General features: G+C 68.6%; 19 protein-coding genes and 3 pseudogenes. 12 read left to right on the top strand and 10 right to left on the bottom strand.

Translation table 11 applies throughout. From position 1 onward, the window contains the following. Nucleotides 1-450: 450 nt before the first annotated feature. From WMF39_RS35970 to WMF39_RS35940, 7 genes and pseudogenes are all read left to right on the top strand, one after another. Nucleotides 451-1,680, top strand: coding sequence for an efflux RND transporter periplasmic adaptor subunit (locus WMF39_RS35970; RefSeq protein ID WP_437740991.1), 1,230 nt, complete (start codon nt 451-453; stop codon nt 1,678-1,680). Then, complete coding sequence (locus WMF39_RS35965; protein ID WP_437740990.1) at nt 1,677-2,375, top strand: ABC transporter ATP-binding protein; 699 nt, start codon at nt 1,677-1,679, stop codon at nt 2,373-2,375. Before WMF39_RS35970 ends, WMF39_RS35965 begins: the two co-directional genes overlap by 4 nt. Next, nucleotides 2,372-3,538: an ABC transporter permease gene (locus tag WMF39_RS35960; RefSeq protein ID WP_437740989.1), complete on the top strand. Its 1,167-nt coding sequence runs from the start codon at nt 2,372-2,374 to the stop codon at nt 3,536-3,538. The genes WMF39_RS35965 and WMF39_RS35960 overlap by 4 nt, the downstream gene beginning before the upstream one ends. A 49-nt stretch (nt 3,539-3,587) precedes the next feature. Further along, entirely contained in the window at nt 3,588-4,754 is a 1,167-nt protein-coding gene (locus WMF39_RS35955; protein WP_437740988.1) for an ABC transporter permease, read from the top strand. 133 nt (nt 4,755-4,887) lie between these two features. Next, nucleotides 4,888-5,775, top strand: coding sequence for a putative glycoside hydrolase (locus tag WMF39_RS35950; protein WP_437740987.1), 888 nt, complete (start codon nt 4,888-4,890; stop codon nt 5,773-5,775). Nucleotides 5,776-6,239: 464 nt separating this feature from the next. After that, nucleotides 6,240-6,872, top strand: a complete 633-nt coding sequence (locus tag WMF39_RS35945) for a glutathione S-transferase family protein (RefSeq protein WP_437740986.1) — start codon at nt 6,240-6,242, stop codon at nt 6,870-6,872. A gap of 36 nt (nt 6,873-6,908) precedes the next feature. Next, nucleotides 6,909-6,998 (top strand): annotated as a pseudogene (locus WMF39_RS35940) (LLM class F420-dependent oxidoreductase); the annotation flags it as partial. 136 nt (nt 6,999-7,134) lie between these two features. Here WMF39_RS35940 and WMF39_RS35935 read toward each other — a convergent pair. From WMF39_RS35935 to WMF39_RS35925, 3 genes and pseudogenes are all read right to left on the bottom strand, one after another. Then, on the bottom strand, nt 7,135-8,235 hold the full coding sequence (locus WMF39_RS35935; RefSeq protein ID WP_437740985.1) for an alpha/beta hydrolase family esterase: 1,101 nt from the start codon (nt 8,233-8,235) through the stop codon (nt 7,135-7,137). Between the two features lie 683 nt (nt 8,236-8,918). Beyond that, nucleotides 8,919-9,134, bottom strand: coding sequence for an IS66 family transposase (locus WMF39_RS35930; protein ID WP_437740984.1), 216 nt, complete (start codon nt 9,132-9,134; stop codon nt 8,919-8,921). Nucleotides 9,135-9,271: 137 nt separating this feature from the next. Further along, nucleotides 9,272-9,940: pseudogene (locus WMF39_RS35925) on the bottom strand (efflux RND transporter permease subunit); the annotation flags it as partial. Nucleotides 9,941-10,028: 88 nt separating this feature from the next. On the opposite strand from WMF39_RS35925, the gene WMF39_RS35920 reads away from it, so the two are divergent. After that, complete coding sequence (locus tag WMF39_RS35920; RefSeq protein WP_437740983.1) at nt 10,029-10,322, top strand: hypothetical protein; 294 nt, start codon at nt 10,029-10,031, stop codon at nt 10,320-10,322. Nucleotides 10,323-10,335: 13 nt separating this feature from the next. Here WMF39_RS35920 and WMF39_RS35915 read toward each other — a convergent pair whose 3' ends face one another. From WMF39_RS35915 to WMF39_RS35905, 3 genes and pseudogenes are all read right to left on the bottom strand, one after another. After that, complete coding sequence (locus tag WMF39_RS35915; RefSeq protein WP_437740982.1) at nt 10,336-10,755, bottom strand: outer membrane protein assembly factor BamB family protein; 420 nt, start codon at nt 10,753-10,755, stop codon at nt 10,336-10,338. A gap of 491 nt (nt 10,756-11,246) precedes the next feature. Next, nucleotides 11,247-12,308, bottom strand: coding sequence for an aldo/keto reductase (locus WMF39_RS35910; RefSeq protein WP_437740981.1), 1,062 nt, complete (start codon nt 12,306-12,308; stop codon nt 11,247-11,249). A 16-nt stretch (nt 12,309-12,324) separates the two neighbouring features. Beyond that, nucleotides 12,325-12,486: pseudogene (locus tag WMF39_RS35905) on the bottom strand (3-beta hydroxysteroid dehydrogenase); the annotation flags it as partial. Between the two features lie 115 nt (nt 12,487-12,601). On the opposite strand from WMF39_RS35905, the gene WMF39_RS35900 reads away from it, so the two are divergent. Next, on the top strand, nt 12,602-13,519 hold the full coding sequence (locus tag WMF39_RS35900) for a LysR family transcriptional regulator (RefSeq protein ID WP_437740980.1): 918 nt from the start codon (nt 12,602-12,604) through the stop codon (nt 13,517-13,519). An 80-nt stretch (nt 13,520-13,599) separates the two neighbouring features. Here the strand turns inward: WMF39_RS35900 and WMF39_RS35895 are convergent, their stop codons facing one another. The 3 genes from WMF39_RS35895 to WMF39_RS35885 form a co-directional block, all read right to left on the bottom strand. Further along, nucleotides 13,600-14,238, bottom strand: a complete 639-nt coding sequence (locus WMF39_RS35895) for a YdeI/OmpD-associated family protein (protein WP_437740979.1) — start codon at nt 14,236-14,238, stop codon at nt 13,600-13,602. A gap of 175 nt (nt 14,239-14,413) precedes the next feature. Beyond that, nucleotides 14,414-14,812: a hypothetical protein gene (locus WMF39_RS35890; protein WP_437740978.1), complete on the bottom strand. Its 399-nt coding sequence runs from the start codon at nt 14,810-14,812 to the stop codon at nt 14,414-14,416. A gap of 22 nt (nt 14,813-14,834) precedes the next feature. Further along, nucleotides 14,835-15,740 carry a LysR substrate-binding domain-containing protein gene (locus WMF39_RS35885; RefSeq protein ID WP_437740977.1) on the bottom strand — a complete coding sequence of 302 codons (906 nt, stop codon included), beginning with the start codon at nt 15,738-15,740 and terminating at the stop codon, nt 14,835-14,837. A gap of 327 nt (nt 15,741-16,067) precedes the next feature. On the opposite strand from WMF39_RS35885, the gene WMF39_RS35880 reads away from it, so the two are divergent. Together WMF39_RS35880 and WMF39_RS35875 are read left to right on the top strand one after the other, a co-directional pair. Then, the gene (locus tag WMF39_RS35880) at nt 16,068-16,523 is read left to right on the top strand and encodes a DUF6640 family protein (protein ID WP_437740976.1); all 456 of its coding nucleotides are present in this window, start codon (nt 16,068-16,070) and stop codon (nt 16,521-16,523) included. 16 nt (nt 16,524-16,539) lie between these two features. Then, the gene (locus tag WMF39_RS35875) at nt 16,540-17,172 is read left to right on the top strand and encodes a HupE/UreJ family protein (RefSeq protein WP_437740975.1); all 633 of its coding nucleotides are present in this window, start codon (nt 16,540-16,542) and stop codon (nt 17,170-17,172) included. Between the two features lie 554 nt (nt 17,173-17,726). On the opposite strand, the gene WMF39_RS35870 is transcribed toward WMF39_RS35875, so the two are convergent. After that, entirely contained in the window at nt 17,727-18,722 is a 996-nt protein-coding gene (locus WMF39_RS35870; RefSeq protein WP_437740974.1) for a TetR/AcrR family transcriptional regulator, read from the bottom strand. Between the two features lie 62 nt (nt 18,723-18,784). On the opposite strand from WMF39_RS35870, the gene WMF39_RS35865 reads away from it, so the two are divergent. Continuing rightward, nucleotides 18,785-20,167 (top strand): hypothetical protein, encoded by a 1,383-nt coding sequence (locus WMF39_RS35865; protein WP_437740973.1) that lies wholly within the window; start codon nt 18,785-18,787, stop codon nt 20,165-20,167. The last annotated feature ends 84 nt before the right edge of the window (nt 20,168-20,251 follow it).

Below are 20,251 nucleotides of genomic sequence, written 5' to 3'. Positions count from 1 at the left end.
CTGCTCCGCCGCGTGGATCTCGGTGATTGGCACTTCCGCCGTTGTGCGGCGCCGTCGTTCGGGAGCGTTGGTTCGATAAATGCTTATAGTTTCGATACCTTGTAGCGGTTTCCCTCCTCTCGCTCCGCTCCGGCTCCATCGCTGGAGCGATGCGCCGGTGCGCCAGCCAACGGACGTGAGGCCCGCCGCGCGCTTCGCGCGAGGGCCGGAGCGCCGCTGCACGCCAGGGAGCGCACAGCCACGGGTGAGGCGCAGGGGGCACAGCCGCGCGGCGCATTGTCGTCTGGACGGGCGGATTGCCACGGCGGGAGGCGATTTCGATACGAAGCAAGCGCCGCTCCAGGGCCGAGCGCGAGACGGCGTCCTGCGTGTCGGGCGCGGGTGGCGCCGCGCGTCAGAAATGCGCGATAGAAGTTCAACGCGACGCCGGAAGCGTGTTAAGGAGACGCCGTGTCCGACCAGCTCAGCTCGGATCTCGCCTCGCTGCGGATCCAGCGGGACGTCGATCCCGATCGGCGGAGCCCGCTCCGCACCGTCCTCGTCGCCGCGGTCGTGCTCGCGGCGGTCGCCGGCGCCGCCGCGTTCGCCCTGCCCAGGGCGCAGAGCGCGATCTTCAAGACCGAGGTCACCACCACGGAGGTCGCGCTGGTCTCGCCGGCGCAGGCGTCGATCTCCGTGACGTCGACCGGGTACGTGGTCCCGCAGGTCGTGTCCAAGGTCGGGGCCAAGTTCCCCGGCCGCATCGCGCGGGTGCACGTCAAGGAAGGCGACGTGGTGAAGCAGGGCGACCTGCTCGTGGAGCTCGACGACGCCGACCAGAAGAGCCTCGTGGCCGCGGCCCAGGCCAAGGTCGCGGCGGCGCGGGCGCGCGCCGCGGCTTCCAGGGCGAGCATCGTCGAGGTGGAGCAGCAGGTCGCGCGGGAGCGGCTGCTGGTCGAGCGCCAGGTGACCGGCCGCGCCTCGATGGAGGACCTCACCGCGCGCATGCACTCGCTCACGCAGTCGGCGGCGGCGGCCGACGCCGAGGTCAAGGCGGCTGCGGCCGACGTCGAGAGCCTCCGGGTCACGCTGGTCGACCGGAAGATCGTCGCGCCGATCGGCGGCACGATCATGTCGAAGCCGCCGGAGGTCGGGGAGGTCGTCGGCCTCGAGCTGCCGCACCTCGTCGAGATCGCCGACTTCACGTCGCTCGTCGTCGAGACCGATGTCCCGGAGACGCGCCTCTACCTCGTCGAGCCCGGCAAGCCGTGCGAGGTGGTCCTCGACGCGTATCCCTCGAAGCGACACCGGTGCACGACGCTCGAGATCGGCAAGCGGGTGAACCGCGCCAAGGCGACCATCCCGGTGAAGGTGAAGTTCGTCGGAGAGCCGAAGGAGGCGCTGCCGGAGATGAGCGCGCGGGTCAGCTTCCTCGCCGAGGCGCTGTCCGAGGAGGCGATGAAGGAGCCGCCGAAGCGGGTCGTCCCGGAGGCCGCGGTGGTCGAGCGGGGCGGCGCCAAGGTGGTGTTCGTGGTCAACGAGGGCCAGGTGAAGATGGTGCCCATCAAGGTGGGCGGCCCCGCGCCCGGCGGGCTGGAGCTGCTCGACGGCCCGGCCCCGGGGGCGCGCCTCGTGGCGAGGCCATCCGCCGAGCTCGCGGACGGTCAGAAGATCAAAGAGAAGGAAAAGGGGAGCGAATGACCGAGGGGTATCGCGACGGGAAGCCGAAGCCCATTGTCGAGCTGCAGGGGGTCGGCAAGAGCTATTTCCGCGACAAGGAGCCGATCGTGGTGCTCGACAACATCACGCTCGACATCCCGGAGGGGTCGTACGAGGCGCTGATGGGGCCCTCGGGCTCGGGCAAGTCGACGCTGCTGAACCTGATCGCCGGGCTCGATCGCCCGACGCGCGGCTCGGCGCGCGTGGCGGGGCAAGACCTCACGCGGATGAGCGACGGCGAGCTGGCGCGCTTCCGCTCCAGGACGATGGGCTTCATCTTCCAGGCCTACAACCTGATGCCGGTGCTCACCGCGGTCGAGAACGTCGAGCTGCCGCTCCTGCTCACGAGCCTTTCGGCCTCCGAGCGGCGGAAGCGCGCGCAGACAGCCCTTCGCGTCGTCGGGCTCGAGGAGCGGATGGGCCATTATCCCCGGCAGCTCTCCGGCGGCCAGGAGCAGCGGGTCGCGATCGCGCGGGCGATCGTGAACGACCCGACGATCATCGTGGCGGACGAGCCGACCGGCGATCTCGATCGCAAGAGCGCCGACGAGATCCTGGCCCTCCTGGAGAGGCTCAACAAGGAGTTCAAGAAGACCATCCTGATGGTCACGCACGATCCGCAGGCCGCCGAGCGCGCGACGGTGACGCGCCGGCTCGACAAGGGGAACCTGTCATGAACCTCGTCTCCGTCGCCGCCAGGAACGTCCTTCGCAACAAGTTCAGGACGCTGCTGACCGTGATCGGCGCGGTGGTGGCGGTGCTCGCGTTCGTGCTCCTCCGGACGGTGCTCTCGGCGTGGAACGTCGCCGCCGACCACGCCGCGAAGGACCGGATCGCGACGCGGCACAAGATCTCGTTCATCCTCCCCTTGCCGAAGCGCTACATGGACACGGTCCGCGAGGTCCCCGGCGTGACGGAGGGGTCCTTCATGAGCTGGTTCGGCGCCAAGGACCCGCGCGACGCCAACAATTTCTTCGCCTCGATGGCCGTCGAGTCGAAGACCTTCTTCAAGGTCTACGACGAGATGGTCGTCTCGCCCGAGGACATGGAGCGGTGGCTGGGCGACAGGAAGGGCGCCATCCTGGGCGACGTCCTCGCGACCCGGCTCAAGGTGAAGCCGGGCGACACGGTGACGCTGGAGGGGACGATCTACCCCGGAAACTGGCAGTTCAACGTCTCGGGGATCTACACGGCGACGCGCAAGTCGATCGACAGGTCGCAGTTCATCTTTCACTACGACTACCTGAACGAGTCGCTCCCCGAGCGGCAGCGCGACCAGATCGGCTGGATGGCCGCCCGGATCGACGACCCGTCGCGGAGCGCGGACATCAGCGCGGCGATCGACAAGATCTTCGACGAGAAGGACGTCCAGACGGCGACGATGAGCGAGCGGGCGATGAACCTGTCGTTCATGGCGATGATGTCGGCCGTGCTGACGGCGCTCAACGTCGTGTCCGTCATCATCCTTCTCATCATGATGATGATCCTCGGCAACACGATCGCCATGGGCGTCCGGGAGCGGACGCGGGAGTACGGCGTGCTGCGCGCGCTCGGGTTCGAGCCGAAGCACGTGAGGATCTTCATCATCGGGGAGGCGGCGACCATCGGGCTGCTGGCCGGGTTCCTCGGGCTCGTGGTCTCGTATCCGATCGTCGAGCTCGGGCTGGGCCGGTGGCTGGAGGAGGAGATGGGCGCCTGGTTCCCTTATTTCCGGATCGAGCCTTCGACGATGGTCATGGCGGTGCTGCTCTCGATGGGGCTGTCGCTCGTCGCGTCGCTCATCCCGGCGTACAACGCCTCGAAACTCTCGGTCACCGACGCGCTCCGGCGCGTGGCGTGAGCGACCACGCAGCCTGTCTTCGACACCCTGAAAGCGGGAGAGAGCGCTCATGATCCCCGTCGCCTACAACGTTCGAAATCTGGTGGTGCGCAAGACGACGACCCTCGCTACGGCGTCCGGTCTCGGCCTCGTCGTGTTCGTGTTCGCGTCGGTGCTGATGCTCTCGAACAGCGTGGAGCGCACCCTGGGGCGCACCGCGCGGGACGACGTCGCGATCGTGATGCGGAAGGGCTCCGACGCCGAGATGGTGAGCAGCATCGAGGAGCAGCAGATCGGCGTGATCCTCGCGAGCGCCGAGGTCGCGAAGCGGCAGGACGGCAAGCCGGACGGGGTGGGGGAGGTGGTGGCGGTCATCCTCCTCGAGAAGCTCGGCACGGACGGCATCTCCAACGTGCAGGTGCGCGGGGTGCCCGACGACGTGCTCGCGTTCCGCTCGCAGGTGAAGATCATCGAGGGCCGGCCGGCGCAGCCGGGCACGGACGAGGTGATCGTGGGCAAGGCGATCAGGGGCCGCTTCAAGGGCCTGTCGATCGGCGAGTCGTTCGAGCTGCGAAAGAACCGGCCGGTGAAGGTCGTCGGGGTGTTCGAGGACGGCGGCTCCTCGTCGGAGTCCGAGATCTGGGCCGACCTGCACACGACGCGCTCGGCGTTCGGCCGCGAGGGGGGCGTCTCTGCGGTGCGGGCGCGGCTCGCCTCGGCCAGCAAGTTCGACGCGTTCGAGGCGTCGATCGAGCAGAACCGGAACCTCGGGCTCGAGGTGATGCGCGAGAGCGTCTATTACGAGAAGCAGTCCGAGGGGACGAGCATGTTCATCAAGGTGATGGGCGTGCTCATCGCGGTGTTCTTCTCGATCGGCGCCATGATCGGCGCGATGATCACGATGCACTCGTCGATCGCCAACCGGCAGCGCGAGATAGGCACGCTGCGGGCGCTCGGCTTCTCGCGGTTCAGCATCCTCGTGTCGTTCCTCATCGAGTCGGTCCTCCTCGCGCTGGCGGGCGGGGCGCTCGGCGTGCTCGCCGCGCTCGGGATGAGGTTCGTGCGCTTCTCGACCGTCAATTTCGCGAGCTGGTCGGAGGTCGTGTTCACGTTCGAGCCGACGCCCGGGATCCTGCTGACGTCGGTGGCGATCGCGGCGGTGATGGGCCTGCTCGGCGGGTTTTTCCCGGCGCTCCGCGCTGCGCGGATCAGCCCGATCCAGGCGATGCGGGGGTGACCCGGGGCGCGGGAGCTCGCGGGGTTCCAGCGTGGCGCAGATCCGGGAAGCCGCGTAGGGCCCGCGCGGCGTTCCGGCGCGCCCGGTGCTCCCTTGGCCGGGGACGTGCTCTCCCCTCGCCGGGGGGAACAGCATGCCCACGATCACCAAGGCGATTTACGTGAACTTCGCGGCGGGGAGGAACGTGGAGCGGCTGAATCGGCTCTCCTCCCTGGTCCAGCGGACAGAGCTGAACTCCCTGGTGATCGATATCCGGTCGGAGGGTGGCGCGCTCCTCTTCGAGCGTGACGAGGTGACCAGGGCCCAGCTGGGCGCCCTGCGCGAGGCCGGCATCTACGTCATCGCCCGGCTCGTCGCGTTCAAGGGCGGCTCGCGGGGCTGGTACGACCCGGGCTCGCAGCCGCGATGGCACGAGATCGCGGAGATCTCGCTCCGGGCGTACGACGCCGGCTTCGACGAGGTGAACTACGATTATGTGCGTTATGGCGCCGCGCGCGAGCCGCGGTCGCGGACGCCGATCGAGGAGAGAGTGCCGACGATCCGCGCTTTCTTCGAGTTCCTCCGCGCGGAGGTCGGCAATGCGGCGTCTCGCCCGATCTCCGCGGATGTCTTCGGGTTCACGCTGCTCGGGCCGCAGGAGGGGATAGGCCAGCGGCTGGAGGACGCCGTGGAGCTCTTCGACTACGTGATGCCGATGCCGTACCCATCGCACTGGGGCCCTGGCAGCTTCGGGTTCGCGAACCCTGCGCATCACCCCTACGAGACCCTGTATGCCTCGCTCTCGGCCGGCTGGCGCAGGGTGGCAGCGCTTCCCGGGCGCATCGGGCTGCTGCGCAGCTGGATCCAGGCGTTCGATCTGGACAGCTCGCGCCCCATGCAGCGGTACGAGTACACGCCGTGGCACATCCAGGAGCAGATCCGCGCGAACGACGACGCCGGCTGCGCGGGCTACGCTGCGTGGAACCCCCGGAGCCACTACGACGAGAGCGCGTTCGTCGGCGCGCCGCGGGACACGGCGTGAGAGCGCGGCCGCTACCGCTCTCGCCACGCCCGCAGCGGGGCCATCCGGGGGCTTTGCCGCGGCGAGAGCGCTTGCCCTACCGCGCTGCTGCCCGCACGCCGCCGCCTGACCGGACGGGCTAGCTCCGCGGGTCAGAAATCCCGCCAGAACAACCGGTCGATCCAGGTGGCCGCCTGAACGAAGCAGCCTGCGGCGCAGGCCCGCGTGCTCGGCCCGCTGGACGAGCTTTGGAGGCGCCGACGCGGCGCCTGCGCGCTCTCGTTCGTGTGGCCGCGGCTCGAGCCGGTGATCATCGCCGGGTAGCGGTCGAGGTCGCCACGCGCCGAGGCGGGAGCCATGAACGCGGCGGGCAGAGGAATTCAACCCTGCCGCACCTGGCGCCGCGCCCAACGGGGCCGGCCTCTGGTAGCCTCCCCCGCGCCGCCGACCGACCGGCGGAAACGAACGGAGAAAGAGACACCACCATGGCCATCGTTCTTTACCACCACCCGTTTTCGCGCGCCGCCAACACCGTGTGGATGCTCGAGGAAGTCGGCGTCGAGTACAAGCTCAAGTTCGTCGACATCATGGCCGGCGACCAGAAGAAGGAGGACGTCACGAAGCTCAATCCGATGGGCAAGCTGCCCTTGCTCGTCGACGGCGACACCGTCGTCACCGAATCCGCGGCGATCGGCCTCTATCTCGCGGATCGTTATGCCCCGGGCCGCCTCGCGCCGAAGCTCGACGACGCGGCGCGCGGCACGTATTTTCGCTGGTCGCTCTTCGCCCCCTCGGTCATCGAGCCCGGCTCGATGGCCAAGGCCGGCAACTGGGAGTTCCGCACCGGCTCCGCCGGTTGGGGCAACTACGACGACATGATCGCGACGATGGAATCGGCCATCTCTGGCCGTGACTTCGTCCTCGGCAAGGAGTTCTCGATGGCCGACGTCATCTTCGGCGGCACCATCGCGTACATGCTCGACTTCAAGATGCTCGAGCCGCGCCCGAGCTTCACCGGGTATGCCGAGCGGGTCAGAGCCCGCCCGGCGTACGCGAAGAGCGAGGCGCGCAACAAAGCCGTGATGGACGAGCGCGGCCTCAAGATGCCTGGGGCTTAGATCGCCCTGAAGGATTGAAGCGGAGCACCTCGGCGCATCGTAGAGCTGGCGCGCGCCGTAGAGGCGCGCGGCTTCGACTCGCTCTACCTCCCCGAGCACACCCACATCCCGGTGAGCCCAACCACGGCGTCGACTTCCGCCGCCGCCGGGCGCTGGTGCGCGAGCAAATCCTCGCCATGCAGCGCCTGTGGAGCGACGAGGTCGCCTCCTTGAGCGCGGCGCTACGCGCGGGCGAGGGTCCCGTCCGCGGCGAGGACGTCGGTCAGAACTGCTTGAAGAATTTCCACGACTCGATGGGAATCCAATTCGGATTGCCGTCGATGTTCGTGTGCCCGCCGCCGAAGGTGCACACCCGCGTCGGATGTTCCGGATCGCAATCCTTGAAATCGTAGCAGCTGTACGCGCCGTTTGAAGTCGGGATGTTGTCCGGAATCGTGCAGCCGTTGTCTTCGGCTTTTTCGAGGGCGATGAACTTGGCCCCTCTCTTTTGACCTTCGTTGTTCACCCAGGGGCAAGTCCCGTCGCTCATGCCCGTCGTGTGCATCCAAGCAATGGGCTTCCGCGTCTTTTCAGGCAACCAGATGTTGTAGTTGGCCGGGGCGATGCCCACGGCCGCACGGATTTCCGCCTGATGGTTCGTCGACAGCGAATAGGTGATCATCCCTCCGAAGCTGAAGCCGGTCGCGAACACGCGGGTCGTGTCGTAGCAGACATTTTCATTCATGAACGCCATGATGTCGTCGAACAGCGCGTGGTCCTTCTCTTGCCACGTTGCACCGTCCGAGGAGGGGGCCACGAAAATGGCTTGCTCTCCGTCGGCCTCCATCTGCGGTTTGAGAAAGTAGAAGTCTTGCCCCTCGACGTCTTGCCAGCGGCTGCCGATCCAATGTGAAGTGTAGAACAGCCGGTAGGGCTTGTTCATGTCGTAGTTCTTGGGCATATCGACGTAGTACACGCGATTTTGGCCCGAACTTGAGATCGTATACTCCTTGGTCGTCAACGTGGTTGCCTTGCCGCACCCCGCGCTCCGCACAGGCGCGTTCCCCATGGGAATGGCTCCTTCGGGCCAGCCACCCGTGCCAGCACCGCCGCTGCCGGTCGGCTCAGCCCCGCCGCTCCCGCCGCTGTTGTCACCGCCGGTCCCAGCCGCGGTGGTGCTGCTAGAGGTCGCAACGCCGCTGCCGCTCGTGCTACTAACGGAGCCGGTCGTCGTCGCTCCGCTCGCTACGACGCCTCCGCCCCCTCCGCCGCCTCCGCCCCCTCCGTCGTTGTTCGAGTCGGACTCGGCGGGGGCGCACGAAACCGCGACCCAACTCGCAAGGGTGACACAGAAGGCGAGTCGGCTGAACGTTTGATCTTGCATCACAGGTCTCCTACGTACCGGAATCAGGTGAAAAGGAAACTAAACGATTCGAGCGTGTCAAGGGCGACTCGCCACACTCCCCTCAGGTGACAGAACGTTCCTCACGGGATCCGCCTCCCTGGCAAAGTGCCTCCCACCCGGCCCAGACGAGCTCCCGGACGGGGCCGGCGTGATGACACCGGTGCGCCCGAGGAGCGTCTTAGCACAACCCGCCGCAACATAGGTTCCCTCGTTCCCGAGCTTGCCATCCGGTCGCTTCGCCAGCATCGCCGGATTCTTGACGAAATCGTCTCCGGTGGACAGCACCCAGGATTTCACGACAGCCGTCGAACAAACGAGGGCTGTCGCGTCCTCTATTGGATCGCTCTTGGCAAAACGCCGATCACCATCGATCAGCAATCGCTTCCGCGACGACCGCGCGAACAGGATCGGTGTAAAAATCGACTGAATGGATCATATTGACGAAGAGCTCGGTGCTCAGGAGGACCCGAGCAAACCGAAACAAAGGGGTGGTCCTCGACTGGAATGTGAACGCTCACATTGCCGGTGTCAATTCCAATCGACCGGCCCGCGGGTATCTTCGGGCCCGAGGGAGGACATGGCTGGCAGGGCTCCTTCGGAGCGCCGCGTTAAGAGGGGTGGACGCCGGACCGCGGCCATCGCCGGACTGCCCGACCACAATCCTACTGCCAGCCTGTCATGTTGCCGCGGCCGATGCGGAAACCGTGCCGGTCCGACTCCACGTCTTGTCGGTAGCAGGGCGTGTGGTAGTCGAGCTCGTGGACGAACAGGTGGGCCAAGAGGCTCCGATCGGCAAGGCACCTGTCCATCGGGCGCTCCGGCAGCGAGGCGATCATCACCGGTCCGCCGCTGCCCGCGATGGGCCAGACGATCTCCATGGGGCCGCCACGCCGGTAACGCCGCCGGTGGAGGGAAGGCGCCGCTATGGCTGCGGCGTGGCCGGGTGCGCCGTGCTGGCGGGCGCGCTTCGCCCTGCGCGCCGCGTCCGGAGCCGCGCGACGCGGCCCTGCACGTCGGTCTGCCCGGCGAAGAGCAGCGCGAAGGCGGCGCCCGCGATCGACAGGGGCAGGATCGTCAGCACCGTGACCGGGTGCAGGAACGAGTTGAGCTGGGACGCGAGGACCATGTAAGCGACCAGGATCCCGAGCACGAGCGCGAAGAGGAGGCCGCCCATCGACGCGCGGAACGTCACGCTCGGGCCGCCGAGCACCAGGCGGTAGCCGGCCGGCAGGTCCCGGCCGAGCGCCTCGACCCGCGCGACCGCCTCGCCCTGCGAGTGCCCCGGCGCGACGTTGCCGAAGATCGAGATCGCGCGCTCGCGATCGCGGCGCGTGATCGTCTGCAGCGCGGGGAGCTCCTCGTAGCTGACCACCGACGTGAGCGGCACCAGCGCCCCCGACGCGCTCCTCACCTGGATGCGCGCGAGGTCCTCGGGCCGGCTCCGCTGCTCCGCGAGCAGGCGCGCGCGGACGTCGATGCGGCGCCCGTTGTCGTTGTACTTGGCGATGCGCCCGCCGCCGAGCAGCGTGTTCAGCGTCGTCGCGATCGCCTCGACGCTCACGCCGAGATCCGCGGCGCGCGCCCGGTCGGGCACGATGCGGAGCTCGGGCGAGGTCACCAGCCGACTCTCTTCGCAGCGCTCGCACCGGAGCCGCGCGAACCCGCGGCAGAGCAGCCCGCGGTCGAGGTAGGCTTCGAGCTCCTTCTTCGCGTGCTTGGGTATCCGGACGGCGATGGCGCCGTCGTCGATGGCCCCGTACAGCGTGTCCACGTTGTCGCGCACGATCTCGCAGAGCGTCGTCTTCTCGGGGCGACGGCTCCTCGCGCGGCGGCTCCGGGACGCGGCCGAGCCGGAGCAGGCGTTCGCGGCCTTCGAGCGTCTGCGGCGGCCGCGCGTCGAGGCGATCGTCCGCCAGGCGCGGCGGTACGGCAGCCGCAAGGCGGTCGCCGGTCCGGTGGCCGAGTGGTTCCGCGACCGGGCGCTGCCGCTGTTCCTGCGGCTCGGCGCGGCGGCGCAGGCGCGCGTGCACGCGTACCGGATCGACTGGGAGGCGCGGGCGGCGTAGCGCCGGGGGAGCGTCAGTCCTTGTCGTCCGGCTGCGCCACATTGTCCGGCACGCCCAGGGCGACCGGGCCCATCCCCTTGCTCTTGAACTGGTTGTGCCAGAGGCTCTTTCCGGTGAGCGAGAAACACTCCACCTCGCCCTGCTTGGCGACGAAGAGCCGGTCTCCCTCCAGGAGGAGCGTGGCGCGGCCCTGCGTGGCGGCCTTCACCTCCCAGAGCAGCTCGCCCGTCGGGTAATGCAGACAGGCGACGCGGCTGAAGCTCGCCGCGTAGATCGCCGCAGGCGTGATCAGGAGCGCTGTGGAAGAGAAACCGACCCCGGCCTGCTTGTACCCCCAGAGCACGCGCCCGGTGGCCGGGTCGACGCCGAAGATCTGATCCCGGAACGCCGCCACCAGCACCGGCGCCGCCGCGATTGTTCGGTATTCGCTCATACGTCCCCTCGCTTCCTGATTGCGCCCAGCGAGCTATCAGCGGGGGGGCGGCGCGGCAAGCTGCGAGCGCCTGCAGGGTCGCGAGCCGCGCGCACGGCGAAGATGCGAGCTCGCATGGGCTCCTGGCGGAAAGGTGATGCGGGGAGCGAGCTCATCTCGAGCGGCTCCTCGCTGCGCTCCTCCGGCGCAATGGTAGTCCATCGGAACACCTCGGAGAGCGCGGGGGTGGCTCCGCTCGCGAGGGCTCGGCGCCGCTCGCGGAAGATCGACAGGTCGCCCGCGTTCGCTCCACCTCCTCCGCCTCCCGGGCTTCGATGAAAGACACTGCACCGACGCAAGATCAGGCCATGTGCTTCTATCGAGCCGCGCTCCCGGCGGCGCAGCTGATCGACCGGGCCGCCGAGCCCCGCGCCCCGGGCGCTCGCCGAGCACCCGGCTCGCGCTCTCCCTCTGGACGCGCGAGGTAGCTCAGGGCGGCGGCGCCCGGCCCTTCAGGGCCCTTGGCCGCTCGATGCGCTGCTCGACGGCGCAGGCCGCCTCTGCTGGGAGCGCTCGCTGTCGAGCATCGCCATGTGGGCTTCCGGGTAGCGCGCGCCGACGATTTCGCTCGCGGGCACCGCGGCCTCGAGCGCGGCGACCTCCGACACGTCGAGCGAGACATCGAGGCCCGACAGCGCCTCCACGAGCTGTTTGCGCGTGCGAGCCCCCAGCGTCGGGACGATCGTCACGCCCTGAGCCGCGCCCTTCGCGCGGACCCACGCGATGGCGAGCTGCGCCGGGGACACGCCCTTTTCCGTCGCGAGGCGCGCGAGCGCATCGACGAGGGGCTGGTTCCTCTCGGCGTTGCCCGCGGAGAAGCGGGGCATGTGCGCGCGGTAGTCGCCCTCGCCCGAGGGCTTTGCGCCCGTGAGCAGCCCGCGGGACAGGACGCCGTACGCTGTCATCGCGATCCCGTGCTCGCGCAGGGCCGGGATGATGCTGGCTTCCACGCCGCGGCTCACCAGCGCATATTCGATTTGCAGGTCGCAGATCGGATGCACGTCCGCCGCACGCCGGATCGTCTCCACGCCGACCTCGGACAGGCCGATGTAGCGGACGTACCCCGCCTTCACCATGTCGGCGATGGCGCCCACCGTCTCCTCGATCGGAACACGGGGATCGAGGCGCGCCGGTCTGTAGATGTCGATGTGGTCGACCCCGAGGCGCGACAAGCTGTGCGCCAGGGCGTTCTTCGTCGCGGCCGGACACGCGTCGTGCCCGAGCATCTCGCCGTCCGGCCCGCGGAGCGCTCCGAATTTGACGCTGAGGAGCGCCTTGTCGCGGCGGCCTCGCAGCGCCTTGCCGACGAGGAGCTCGTTCTTCCCCATGCCGTAGAAGTCGCCGGTGTCGAGGACGTTGACGCCGCGCTCGAGCGCCTCGTGGATGGTCGCGATGCTCTCGGCCTCGTCCGCTGCCCCGTACCAGCTCCCAGCCCCCATGCCCATGCACCCGAGGGCGATGGGAAACACCGAAGGACCGCCAGTGCCCAACCTTACTTCGCTCGTCGTGGTCATGTGATGCCCTCTCTTTTCAGGTTTCGAAATAACGCCCCTGCTCGAGGTCGGCGATGAGCCCAGGCTGCCGCGGACTCCATCCCAGCCGCTCTCGCGTCCGCGTGCTCGAGGCCGGGTTGTCGAGCGCAAAGAAGCGCGCGAGCCAGGCAAAATGCTCGGCCGCTCGTGACAAAGACACGCATGGTGTGCGTCCCCTTGTAGAAGAGCTGTCCGCCGCGCTGCCGCGGCGCCGGTCGCAGGAGAGATTGGAGTTCCGTCGAGCCTGCTGCACGTGTATCCTCGGAAGCCTGAGCATGACCAAGAGTAGGTCTCGTGGTTTCGACACGCGCTCGCTGGACGGTCTCGGCGTCCTCCGCGCGGTCGTGGAGGCCGGGAGCTTCGTGCGCGCGGGGGAGGCGCTCGGCCTCACGCAATCCGCGGTCAGCCGTGCGATCGCGCGCCTAGAGGACCGCGTCGGCGTACGCCTGTTCCGCCGCACCGCCCGCTCCATCTCGCTGACCGACGAGGGCCTCCGCTACTACGAGTCGGTGGCGCCGCACCTGGCCGCCATCGAGGACGCGACGATCGAGGCGGGGGGCTCCTCGGCCAAGGTTCGCGGCCTCCTGCGCGTGAACGTCGACGGGAGCGCCGGGCAGTTCGTGCTGACACCCCACCTGGGACCGTTCCTCGCGCGCCACCCCGACCTCTCCGTGGAGATCGCCGAGCGCGATCGCATGGGCGATCTGGTCCGCGATGGCTTCGACGTCGCCGTCCGGTTCGGTCGCCCGGAGCCGTCGGCATTGAAGTCTCGCCTGCTCCTGCGAACGCGCGTCGTCACCTGCGCATCGCCGGCGTACCTCGCGCGCCACGGGGTGCCACGCCGCCCCAGCGACATCGAGAAGCATCCGTGCGTTCTGATGCGAGATCCGGCCACGGGGAGCCATTTCGCCTGGGAGTTCGTGCGCGGGAAGAAGGTCGTCCCCGTGAACGCCTCTGGACAGCTGATGGTGAACGGGGTCGCGCTCCTCGTGGCGTGCCTCGCCGGACATGGGATCGCGCAGGTGCTCGAGGTCCACGCGCGCGATCTCCTTGCCGACGGACGGCTCGTTCAAGTGCTGCCGGAGTGGGCCGAGGAGACGTATCCCCTCTACGCGTACCATCATGCCGCACAGCTCATGTCGGCCAAGGTCCGCGCCTTCTTGGAGTTCGTCGTCGCGCTGACGCGCGCCTAGGCGGGCGGGCGGGCCGTGCGCGTCGATGCGACGGGCACCTGCGCCGACGTCTGCAAGGGCAGCTGATCGGCCCGTCTCGCCTACTCTGTCGCGGGCCGGGCCGCCTTTGACGGCCCACCGCGCTCCGGCACGATGGTCTCACCGCGCGCCAGCATCGCCACCAGCGCAGCGATCTTCCTCGCGCGACCCGCGGGCGTCTTCATGTTGTTCGTGCGGAACGCCAGCGCGAACAGGTTCTGGCGCCCCAGCGTCTGGAACGTCTCACGCGCTCGTGGGTCCGCCTCGATCGCGGCGCGGAGGTCGTCGGGGATGGTGGCTTCGGTCGCGCTGCGGATCGGCGCGTACGCCGCATCCCAGCGACCATCGGCCCTGGCCGCGTCCACGTGCCGCTGCCCGTGGGGCGTCATGCGCCCCGCGGCGGTCAATCGGGCGATGTGGTCGCGGTTGATCTGGCTCCAGACGCTCCTCGCCTTGCGCGGCGAGAGCCGCTGCAAGAACGAGGATTCATCCAGGGCTTTTCGAGTCCCGTCGATCCATCCCCAGCAGAGGGCCACGTCGAGCGCTTGCGCGTAGGTCACCGTCGGTACGCCGGAGCCCTTCTTGTAGATCCGGAGCCACAGCTCCGTCTCCCGCGCGTGGTTTGCGGCCAGCCACGCTTCGAACGCGGCCTCGTCAGGGAAGCTCTTGATCTTCTTCTTGTCGGGGACGATCGGCGCCATCCGGTCTGCCTCGCAGCGCGGCCATCCTACAGCGAACCGGCCGAGACGTCAGCGCCCGGATCGTCGAAGGCCGACTCACCCGACCCGCCGCCCTGGTCCCACGGCCGCCGCCGCACCGGGGTACGCCCGAGCTCGGCGCGCGGCACCTCGACATGGCGCCCTTCCCCCATGGGTTTCAGGGATTGAACGTCGCGACGAAGATGTCGGAGCCGTCGGCGTGGGGGATGGGGCCGGTCCCGAAGTCGACCGCCGCGCTCGCAGCCCCTGTGAGGGCGATCACGCCGCTCGGCGAGATCGTGATGCCATGAGCGCTGGCGCCGAAGCTGAGGGTCCAGAGCACGGCGCCGGTCGGGTCGCGCTTGCTGACCGCGAGATTCCCTGCGGCGGACTCCGGCGCGGTGACGGTCAGCGCGTTGCCGGCGCTGTCGATCGCGAGATCGGCGTTGTAGAGCGGGTGGTCGTACTCGTCGGGAGGGGGTGTGATCTTGTGGTTCCAGAGGACATCGCCGCCAGGGCTCAGCTTCAACAGGTAGGCACCGTCCGTCCAGACATCGAATCCGTTCTGTGCGTGCATGACGACATCGACGAAAGGGAGCTTACGACCGTGAGGTGGCCCGATCCGAGGAGCCGGATGCTAGCTTCACGAAGGCGCGTACAGCGCCGGCGGTCTCGTCAGCGCGGCCGAGCAGGAGCAGCTCGGCGAAGACGTTCTTCGGCGCGACGAACGGACGATAGACGATGCGGGGAACCTTCACCTGAATCAGCGGTTTTGGAGCCAGCGCCACGCCCAGGCCTGCGCCGGCCAACGACAGCATGCTCAAGGTGGTGTCGGCGCGGTGGACCCGGCGCGGCTCGCGTCCTATCACGAGAATCAATCTCTTCAGCACCTCGTCACCGGCCTCTTCCGATGGGAACATGATGAGCGGCTCTCCGGCGAGCATCTTCGGCGTCACGCGCCTGTGCGCCGCGAGCGTGTGCTCCTCTGCCATCGCGACCACCAGCGGCCAAGCGCCGATCGGTTGGACGCTCAACCGCGGATCTACCTTGAGAGCGAACGCCGAGCAGTAGCCGACGTCAACCTCGCCGGTCAACACGGCTTCCGCCTGCCTCGAAGGTGGCATCTCGCGCAGCTCGATCTCCGCGGCAGGATGGGCTTTGCGGAACGCTCGCAGGTGGTCCGTCATCTTGCCAGTGAGGATCGCGTTGCCCGCGTAACCGATGCGAACTTTGCCGATGTCGCCGCGCAGCGATTGCTGGACGATCGCCTTGGCCCGCTCCGCCTGCGCGACCGCCCGCTGCGCCTCGACGACCAGCAATGCGCCGGCTTCGGTCAGCTCGACGCGCCGACTCGTCCGCACGAACAGCGCGCCGCCGATCTCGTTTTCGAGCGCCCGGATCTGCATGCTCAGCGCCGGCTGAACGATGTGCAGTCGCCGCGCGGCGCGGCCAAAATGGCGCTCTTCGGCGACGGCCAGGAAATAGCGAAGGTGTCGTAGGTCCACGACATTCGACCGTACCATGGATCAATCAGACGATCAAATCGATCGATTGGATCAATATATTGTTAGTTGGGTGAATGGGCGGCTATGATCTCCGTGATTCACCGCGGAGAGCCCATGGATCATCATGTGCGGAAGGAAAAGCTCGGGCTCACGGCCATGTCGGTCGCATCGTTTTCAGGGACGTTGGCTTCGTGCAGCTGCGAAGACTGCACTGTCCCAGTCAGCGCCGCGGCCACGTGCCATCGTTACTATGAATTCAACGCAAGGTGGCCGCGCTGATGAGGGAAGCCGGCTATTTCCACCAACGAGAGTCAGGAGCCTATCACCATGGACCGAAGTACCCTGGGAAGAGTCGTTCTCACGTTCGTTCTGGCGAGCGGCGCCATCGTCGCTGTCGGCGTGGACTGGAATAAAACCCACCTGTTCAACCCTGAATGGCATGAGCATGCGCGCTTTCATGACGCCCTCATGCTGCTCATCCTGTGTGGCGTGACGATCGTCGGATTGTGGATGGTGTGGCGGCGGTCCATGGAGCCGCAGGTCGGGTTCAACGTGGCGGCCTGGATCGTCGTCATCATCTGGACGCCCTTCTTCTACATCACGTGGCTCATCCCGGGGACCAGCCTGCTCGCGGGACCCGACGTGCCGCTCCCGGTCGTCGCGGGCGTCCCGCTCTACCCGAACGTGCTCATCGCAGGTACCGAGCTCTTGCTCGCGGCGCTCGCCTACAAGCTCTTCCACAGCGATCCTGCATCGACGGCGGCGCGCGTGGCGAACGCCTGACGAGGAGAGGCGCTTCATGAGATCCACGATCCAGAAGACGATGGGATGGGCTTCATGTCCCGGCGCGCGCGCCCTGCTCGTCGCCACGCTCGTCTCGTGGCCCTCCGTGAGCTGGGCGCACCCGGGCGGCGCCGATGCGGGATTTCTGAAGGGCCTCTTCCATCCGGTGTTCGGCGCGGACCACCTGCTCGCGATGGTGAGCGTCGGTGTCGTCAGCTCGCAGCTCGGCGGAAAGCACCTCCTCCGGATCCCCGCCACGTTCGTCGCCGCGATGCTGGTCGGCGGCCTCCTGGGAATGGCGCAATGGCCCATGCCCCTGGGCGAGCTTTGCATCGCGGCGTCGGTCGCGGCGCTCGGTCTCGGCATCGTCACCACGACCCGTGGCTCCTCACCGTTCCTGCTCTCCGGATGCGTGGCGATGTTCGGTGTCTTTCACGGACATGCCCACGGCCTGGAGATGCCTCATGCGGTAAGCCCGGCGCTGTATGCCATGGGCTTTCTGCTGAGCACGACCGTGCTTCACCTCTGCGGTCTCGTCCTCGGCGAGCTCGCCGCCGGTCGAGAGTCCCTGTCGCGGGGGCTGCGCTATGCCGGCGCCGCCGTGATGGGGACGGGGATGGTCCTTCTGGCGCGCGGGGCCGGCATCTGACTGGAAGCGGCTCGCCGCGACGGATGCGGCTTCAGCGGGGATGGCCGCGATTGGAGCCACGTGGCCGACGCCAACAGCTGCCTGTTCATGCAGGGCGGGGCCTACGACGAGGCGCACGATCGGGTGGTGGTGCTCAGCGGTCTCGCGGCCGACCACGTCGGCGCCGACCGCTCGCGGAGCACGAGCACGCGTCGCCGTGGTCGTCGGGCGCCACGTACACGCTCGCGGGGGCGCGCGCGGGCCGCCGACGTCGTTGCCGCCGCCGCTGCCACGGTTGCCGCCGCCCTCGTTGCCGGCGCCGCCGTTGCCCGCACTGCCGCCGCTGCCCCACCATCCGATGCGAGACGGCACATCGATGCCTCGACAGCGCTGCATGCAACTGCACCATACCCCTGCTTCCTGGCACGGCTCGCTACTGGCCACAGCCGGAGTGCGTCAATGCATGCAGGAAAAAATCTCAGAGACGAGTGGTCGCCGAAAACAGTGGGCCTGGATGCTGACGGCGCGCTGAGGGGTACGGCCACGCTCCGGCGTCAGGCGCACAGGGGCGGCGATCACCGCCCGTCGGACGCGTTGCGCGCCCGGTATGCGCGCTGCTGGCACGCCCGCGAGCAGTAAGCCCGCGGCCGCCCCGTGGCAGGCTGGGCGATCTCGCGGCCGCACTGCGCGCACGTCGGCCCCTCGTCACGCCGGGGGGCGTCGCCGGGAGTTTCGTCACCAACGCGCGCCGGGGGTCGTGACGTTTCGGGACTTTCGTCACACTGACCGGAGCGCGACCGGACGAGCGCCTCGATGCCGTCGAGCACGCGCTGGAGGCCGAACAGGAACACGTCCTCCGTGAACGGGTGGTCGTCGAACGCGCCCGAGCGCATCAGCTTCGCCATCGTCGGGTGGCGCCCCGGGTCGAAGAGCTTGTCCCAGAAGTACGCGCGCTCGGACCACCACTGCTCGTCGGTGACGCCGGTCTCCTGCTCGGCCTCGACCGCGTCCACCGAGAGCCTCGCCGCGCCTCGGACGTACCCGTCGACGAGGTGGACGGCGGCGAGCACCTCGCGGGCGGTGAGGCCGATCCCGCAGACCGCGCGGAGCTCCGCGTCGTACGCCGCCATCCCGTTCGGCCCCATCACGGGGCGCACCGGCGTCACGTGCAAGAACCACGGGTGGCGGTGGTAGAGCGCCCAGTCGGCGTGCGCCGCCGCCTCGAGCTTGGCCCGCCATCCCCCGGGGACGCTGTCCACGAGGGGCAGCTCCCCCGCCACGGTGTCCAGCATGAGATCCAGGAGCTCGGCCTTGCCCGGCACGTACCGGTACAGCGACATCGTGGTGAACCCGAGCTTCCCGGCGACCCGCTGCATCGACAGCGCCGAGAGCCCCTCGCCGTCGGCGAGCTCGATCGCGGCCCGCACGATCTGATCGAGGCTCAGGCCGGGCCTGGGCCCCCGGCTCGGCCGCTTCCTGACCCCCCAGAGGAGCTTGAGGCTGCGCACGGCGTCGCCGCCCCCGCTGTACTCCGTCGCAGTTTTTCGCCGTCTCTTTGGTTTGACAGCCATCCTTCAACTGCGTATACCACACACAATACCGTGTACGACGTAAACAGTTGCTGGAGGTCCGCTTGAAACAGCACGACGAGAGGCCATCGAGGCGAACGACGACCCTGCTCCTCCACGCGCGCGGCCTCGCGGCCTCCGTGCCGCTCCTCGCGCTTTCCCTCGGATGCGCGGCGCAGGAGGCGGAGACGGCGCAGGAGCCGACGTTCTGGCAGGACGTCGCGCCGATAACGGCGTCCAAGTGCACCGCGTGTCACCAGGAGGGCGGGCTCGCGCCCTTCCGCCTCGACGACTACATCTCGGCGAAGGCGCGCGCCGGCGCGATCGACGACGCGGTGCGGGGCGGCCATATGCCCCCTTTCCTTGTGAAGCACGACGGCTCGTGCGGCGACTTCAAGGACGACGAGACGCTCACCGCCGAGGAGCTCGACGTCATCCATCGCTGGGCGACCGGGGCGCGCGCCGAGGGTGATCGCGCGGGCGCGCCGCCCACCCCGCCCGTGCCAACGCTCGAGGGCGGGGTCGACTACATGACGCCGCCGATCACCCCCCTGGTCGACCCCGCCGATCCCCTCGCGGCCCACGACGAGTGGAGGTGCTTCCCCGTGGACCCGAGCCTCGACGCGGACCGCTTCATCACCGGATATCAGGTGACGCCCGGGGTCCGGTCCATCGTTCATCACGTCACGGTCTATCGGGTGACCCCCTCGGAGGCGTCGCTGGCGGAGGGCAAGACGAACCAGGACGTGATGACGGAGCTCGACGATGCCTCGCCGGACCGGCCCGGCTGGGAGTGCTTCGGCGGACCGGCCGACGAGCTGCCGTTCCAGCCGCTGTTCGCCTGGGCGCCCGGGCAGGATGTGGTCGAGTTCCCCGGCGGCACCGGGGCGCCGGTCTCCGCGAAGGACGCCTTCGTCGTCCAGGTGCATTACAACATCCATGACCACGCGGGCGCCTCCGCCGAGGACTCGACGCGGCTCCGGCTCCGCTACGAGGACACCGTGGAGCGGCGCGCGGTGTTCGTCGGGGACGACGGCTTCATGACGACCCTCTTCGAGCCGGACGGCCCGGACACGCTGCCGCCCGGCCAGCAGGACGCCGCCTACACATGGCGCAGGACGCGGGCGGAGCTCGCGCTCGACCCGGGGCTGCCGCCGATCGAGGTGCTCGGCGTGATGCCGCACATGCACGAGCGCGGGCGCACCTTCGACCTGCGCGTGGCCTCGGGGACGCAGGAGAGCTGCATCGCGCGCGTGAACGACTGGGACGTCCACTGGCAGGGCGTCTATTGGTATCGCACGCCGCCGCTGCTCGACCCGAGCTCCTCGCTCGAGGTGACATGCACCTTCGACACGCGCGACGCCGAGGCCCCGGTGCTGCCGGGGTGGGGCACGCAGAACGAGATGTGCAACCTGAACCTCCTGGTCGCGCTGCCGATGACGCCGTGACGCCGCGACCGCCCCTGATTCATTCCTTTCTGCGGCTTTGCGTCTCTGCGTTGAAACCTCTCTCCGGATCCCTGGCAGGACTCC

The sequence above is a fragment of the Sorangium sp. So ce1504 genome (genome assembly GCF_051521635.1).
Classification (GTDB): domain Bacteria; phylum Myxococcota_A; class Polyangia; order Polyangiales; family Polyangiaceae; genus Sorangium; species Sorangium cellulosum_B.
Note: the sequence above shows the minus strand (reverse complement) of the source record. Positions and strands in the feature narration are given on the sequence as shown.

Coding starts and splice junctions, on each gene's coding strand:
- WMF39_RS35965 (WP_437740990.1), top strand. CDS start 1,677: ATGACCGAGGGGTATCGCGACGGGAAGCCGAAGCCCATTGTCGAGCTG.
- WMF39_RS35960 (WP_437740989.1), top strand. CDS start 2,372: ATGAACCTCGTCTCCGTCGCCGCCAGGAACGTCCTTCGCAACAAGTTC.
- WMF39_RS35955 (WP_437740988.1), top strand. CDS start 3,588: ATGATCCCCGTCGCCTACAACGTTCGAAATCTGGTGGTGCGCAAGACG.
- WMF39_RS35950 (WP_437740987.1), top strand. CDS start 4,888: ATGCCCACGATCACCAAGGCGATTTACGTGAACTTCGCGGCGGGGAGG.
- WMF39_RS35945 (WP_437740986.1), top strand. CDS start 6,240: ATGGCCATCGTTCTTTACCACCACCCGTTTTCGCGCGCCGCCAACACC.
- WMF39_RS35935 (WP_437740985.1), bottom strand. CDS start 8,235: ATGCAAGATCAAACGTTCAGCCGACTCGCCTTCTGTGTCACCCTTGCG.
- WMF39_RS35930 (WP_437740984.1), bottom strand. CDS start 9,134: ATGGAGATCGTCTGGCCCATCGCGGGCAGCGGCGGACCGGTGATGATC.
- WMF39_RS35915 (WP_437740982.1), bottom strand. CDS start 10,755: ATGAGCGAATACCGAACAATCGCGGCGGCGCCGGTGCTGGTGGCGGCG.
- WMF39_RS35910 (WP_437740981.1), bottom strand. CDS start 12,308: ATGACCACGACGAGCGAAGTAAGGTTGGGCACTGGCGGTCCTTCGGTG.
- WMF39_RS35900 (WP_437740980.1), top strand. CDS start 12,602: ATGACCAAGAGTAGGTCTCGTGGTTTCGACACGCGCTCGCTGGACGGT.
- WMF39_RS35895 (WP_437740979.1), bottom strand. CDS start 14,238: ATGGCGCCGATCGTCCCCGACAAGAAGAAGATCAAGAGCTTCCCTGAC.
- WMF39_RS35890 (WP_437740978.1), bottom strand. CDS start 14,812: ATGCACGCACAGAACGGATTCGATGTCTGGACGGACGGTGCCTACCTG.
- WMF39_RS35880 (WP_437740976.1), top strand. CDS start 16,068: ATGGACCGAAGTACCCTGGGAAGAGTCGTTCTCACGTTCGTTCTGGCG.
- WMF39_RS35875 (WP_437740975.1), top strand. CDS start 16,540: ATGAGATCCACGATCCAGAAGACGATGGGATGGGCTTCATGTCCCGGC.
- WMF39_RS35870 (WP_437740974.1), bottom strand. CDS start 18,722: ATGGCTGTCAAACCAAAGAGACGGCGAAAAACTGCGACGGAGTACAGC.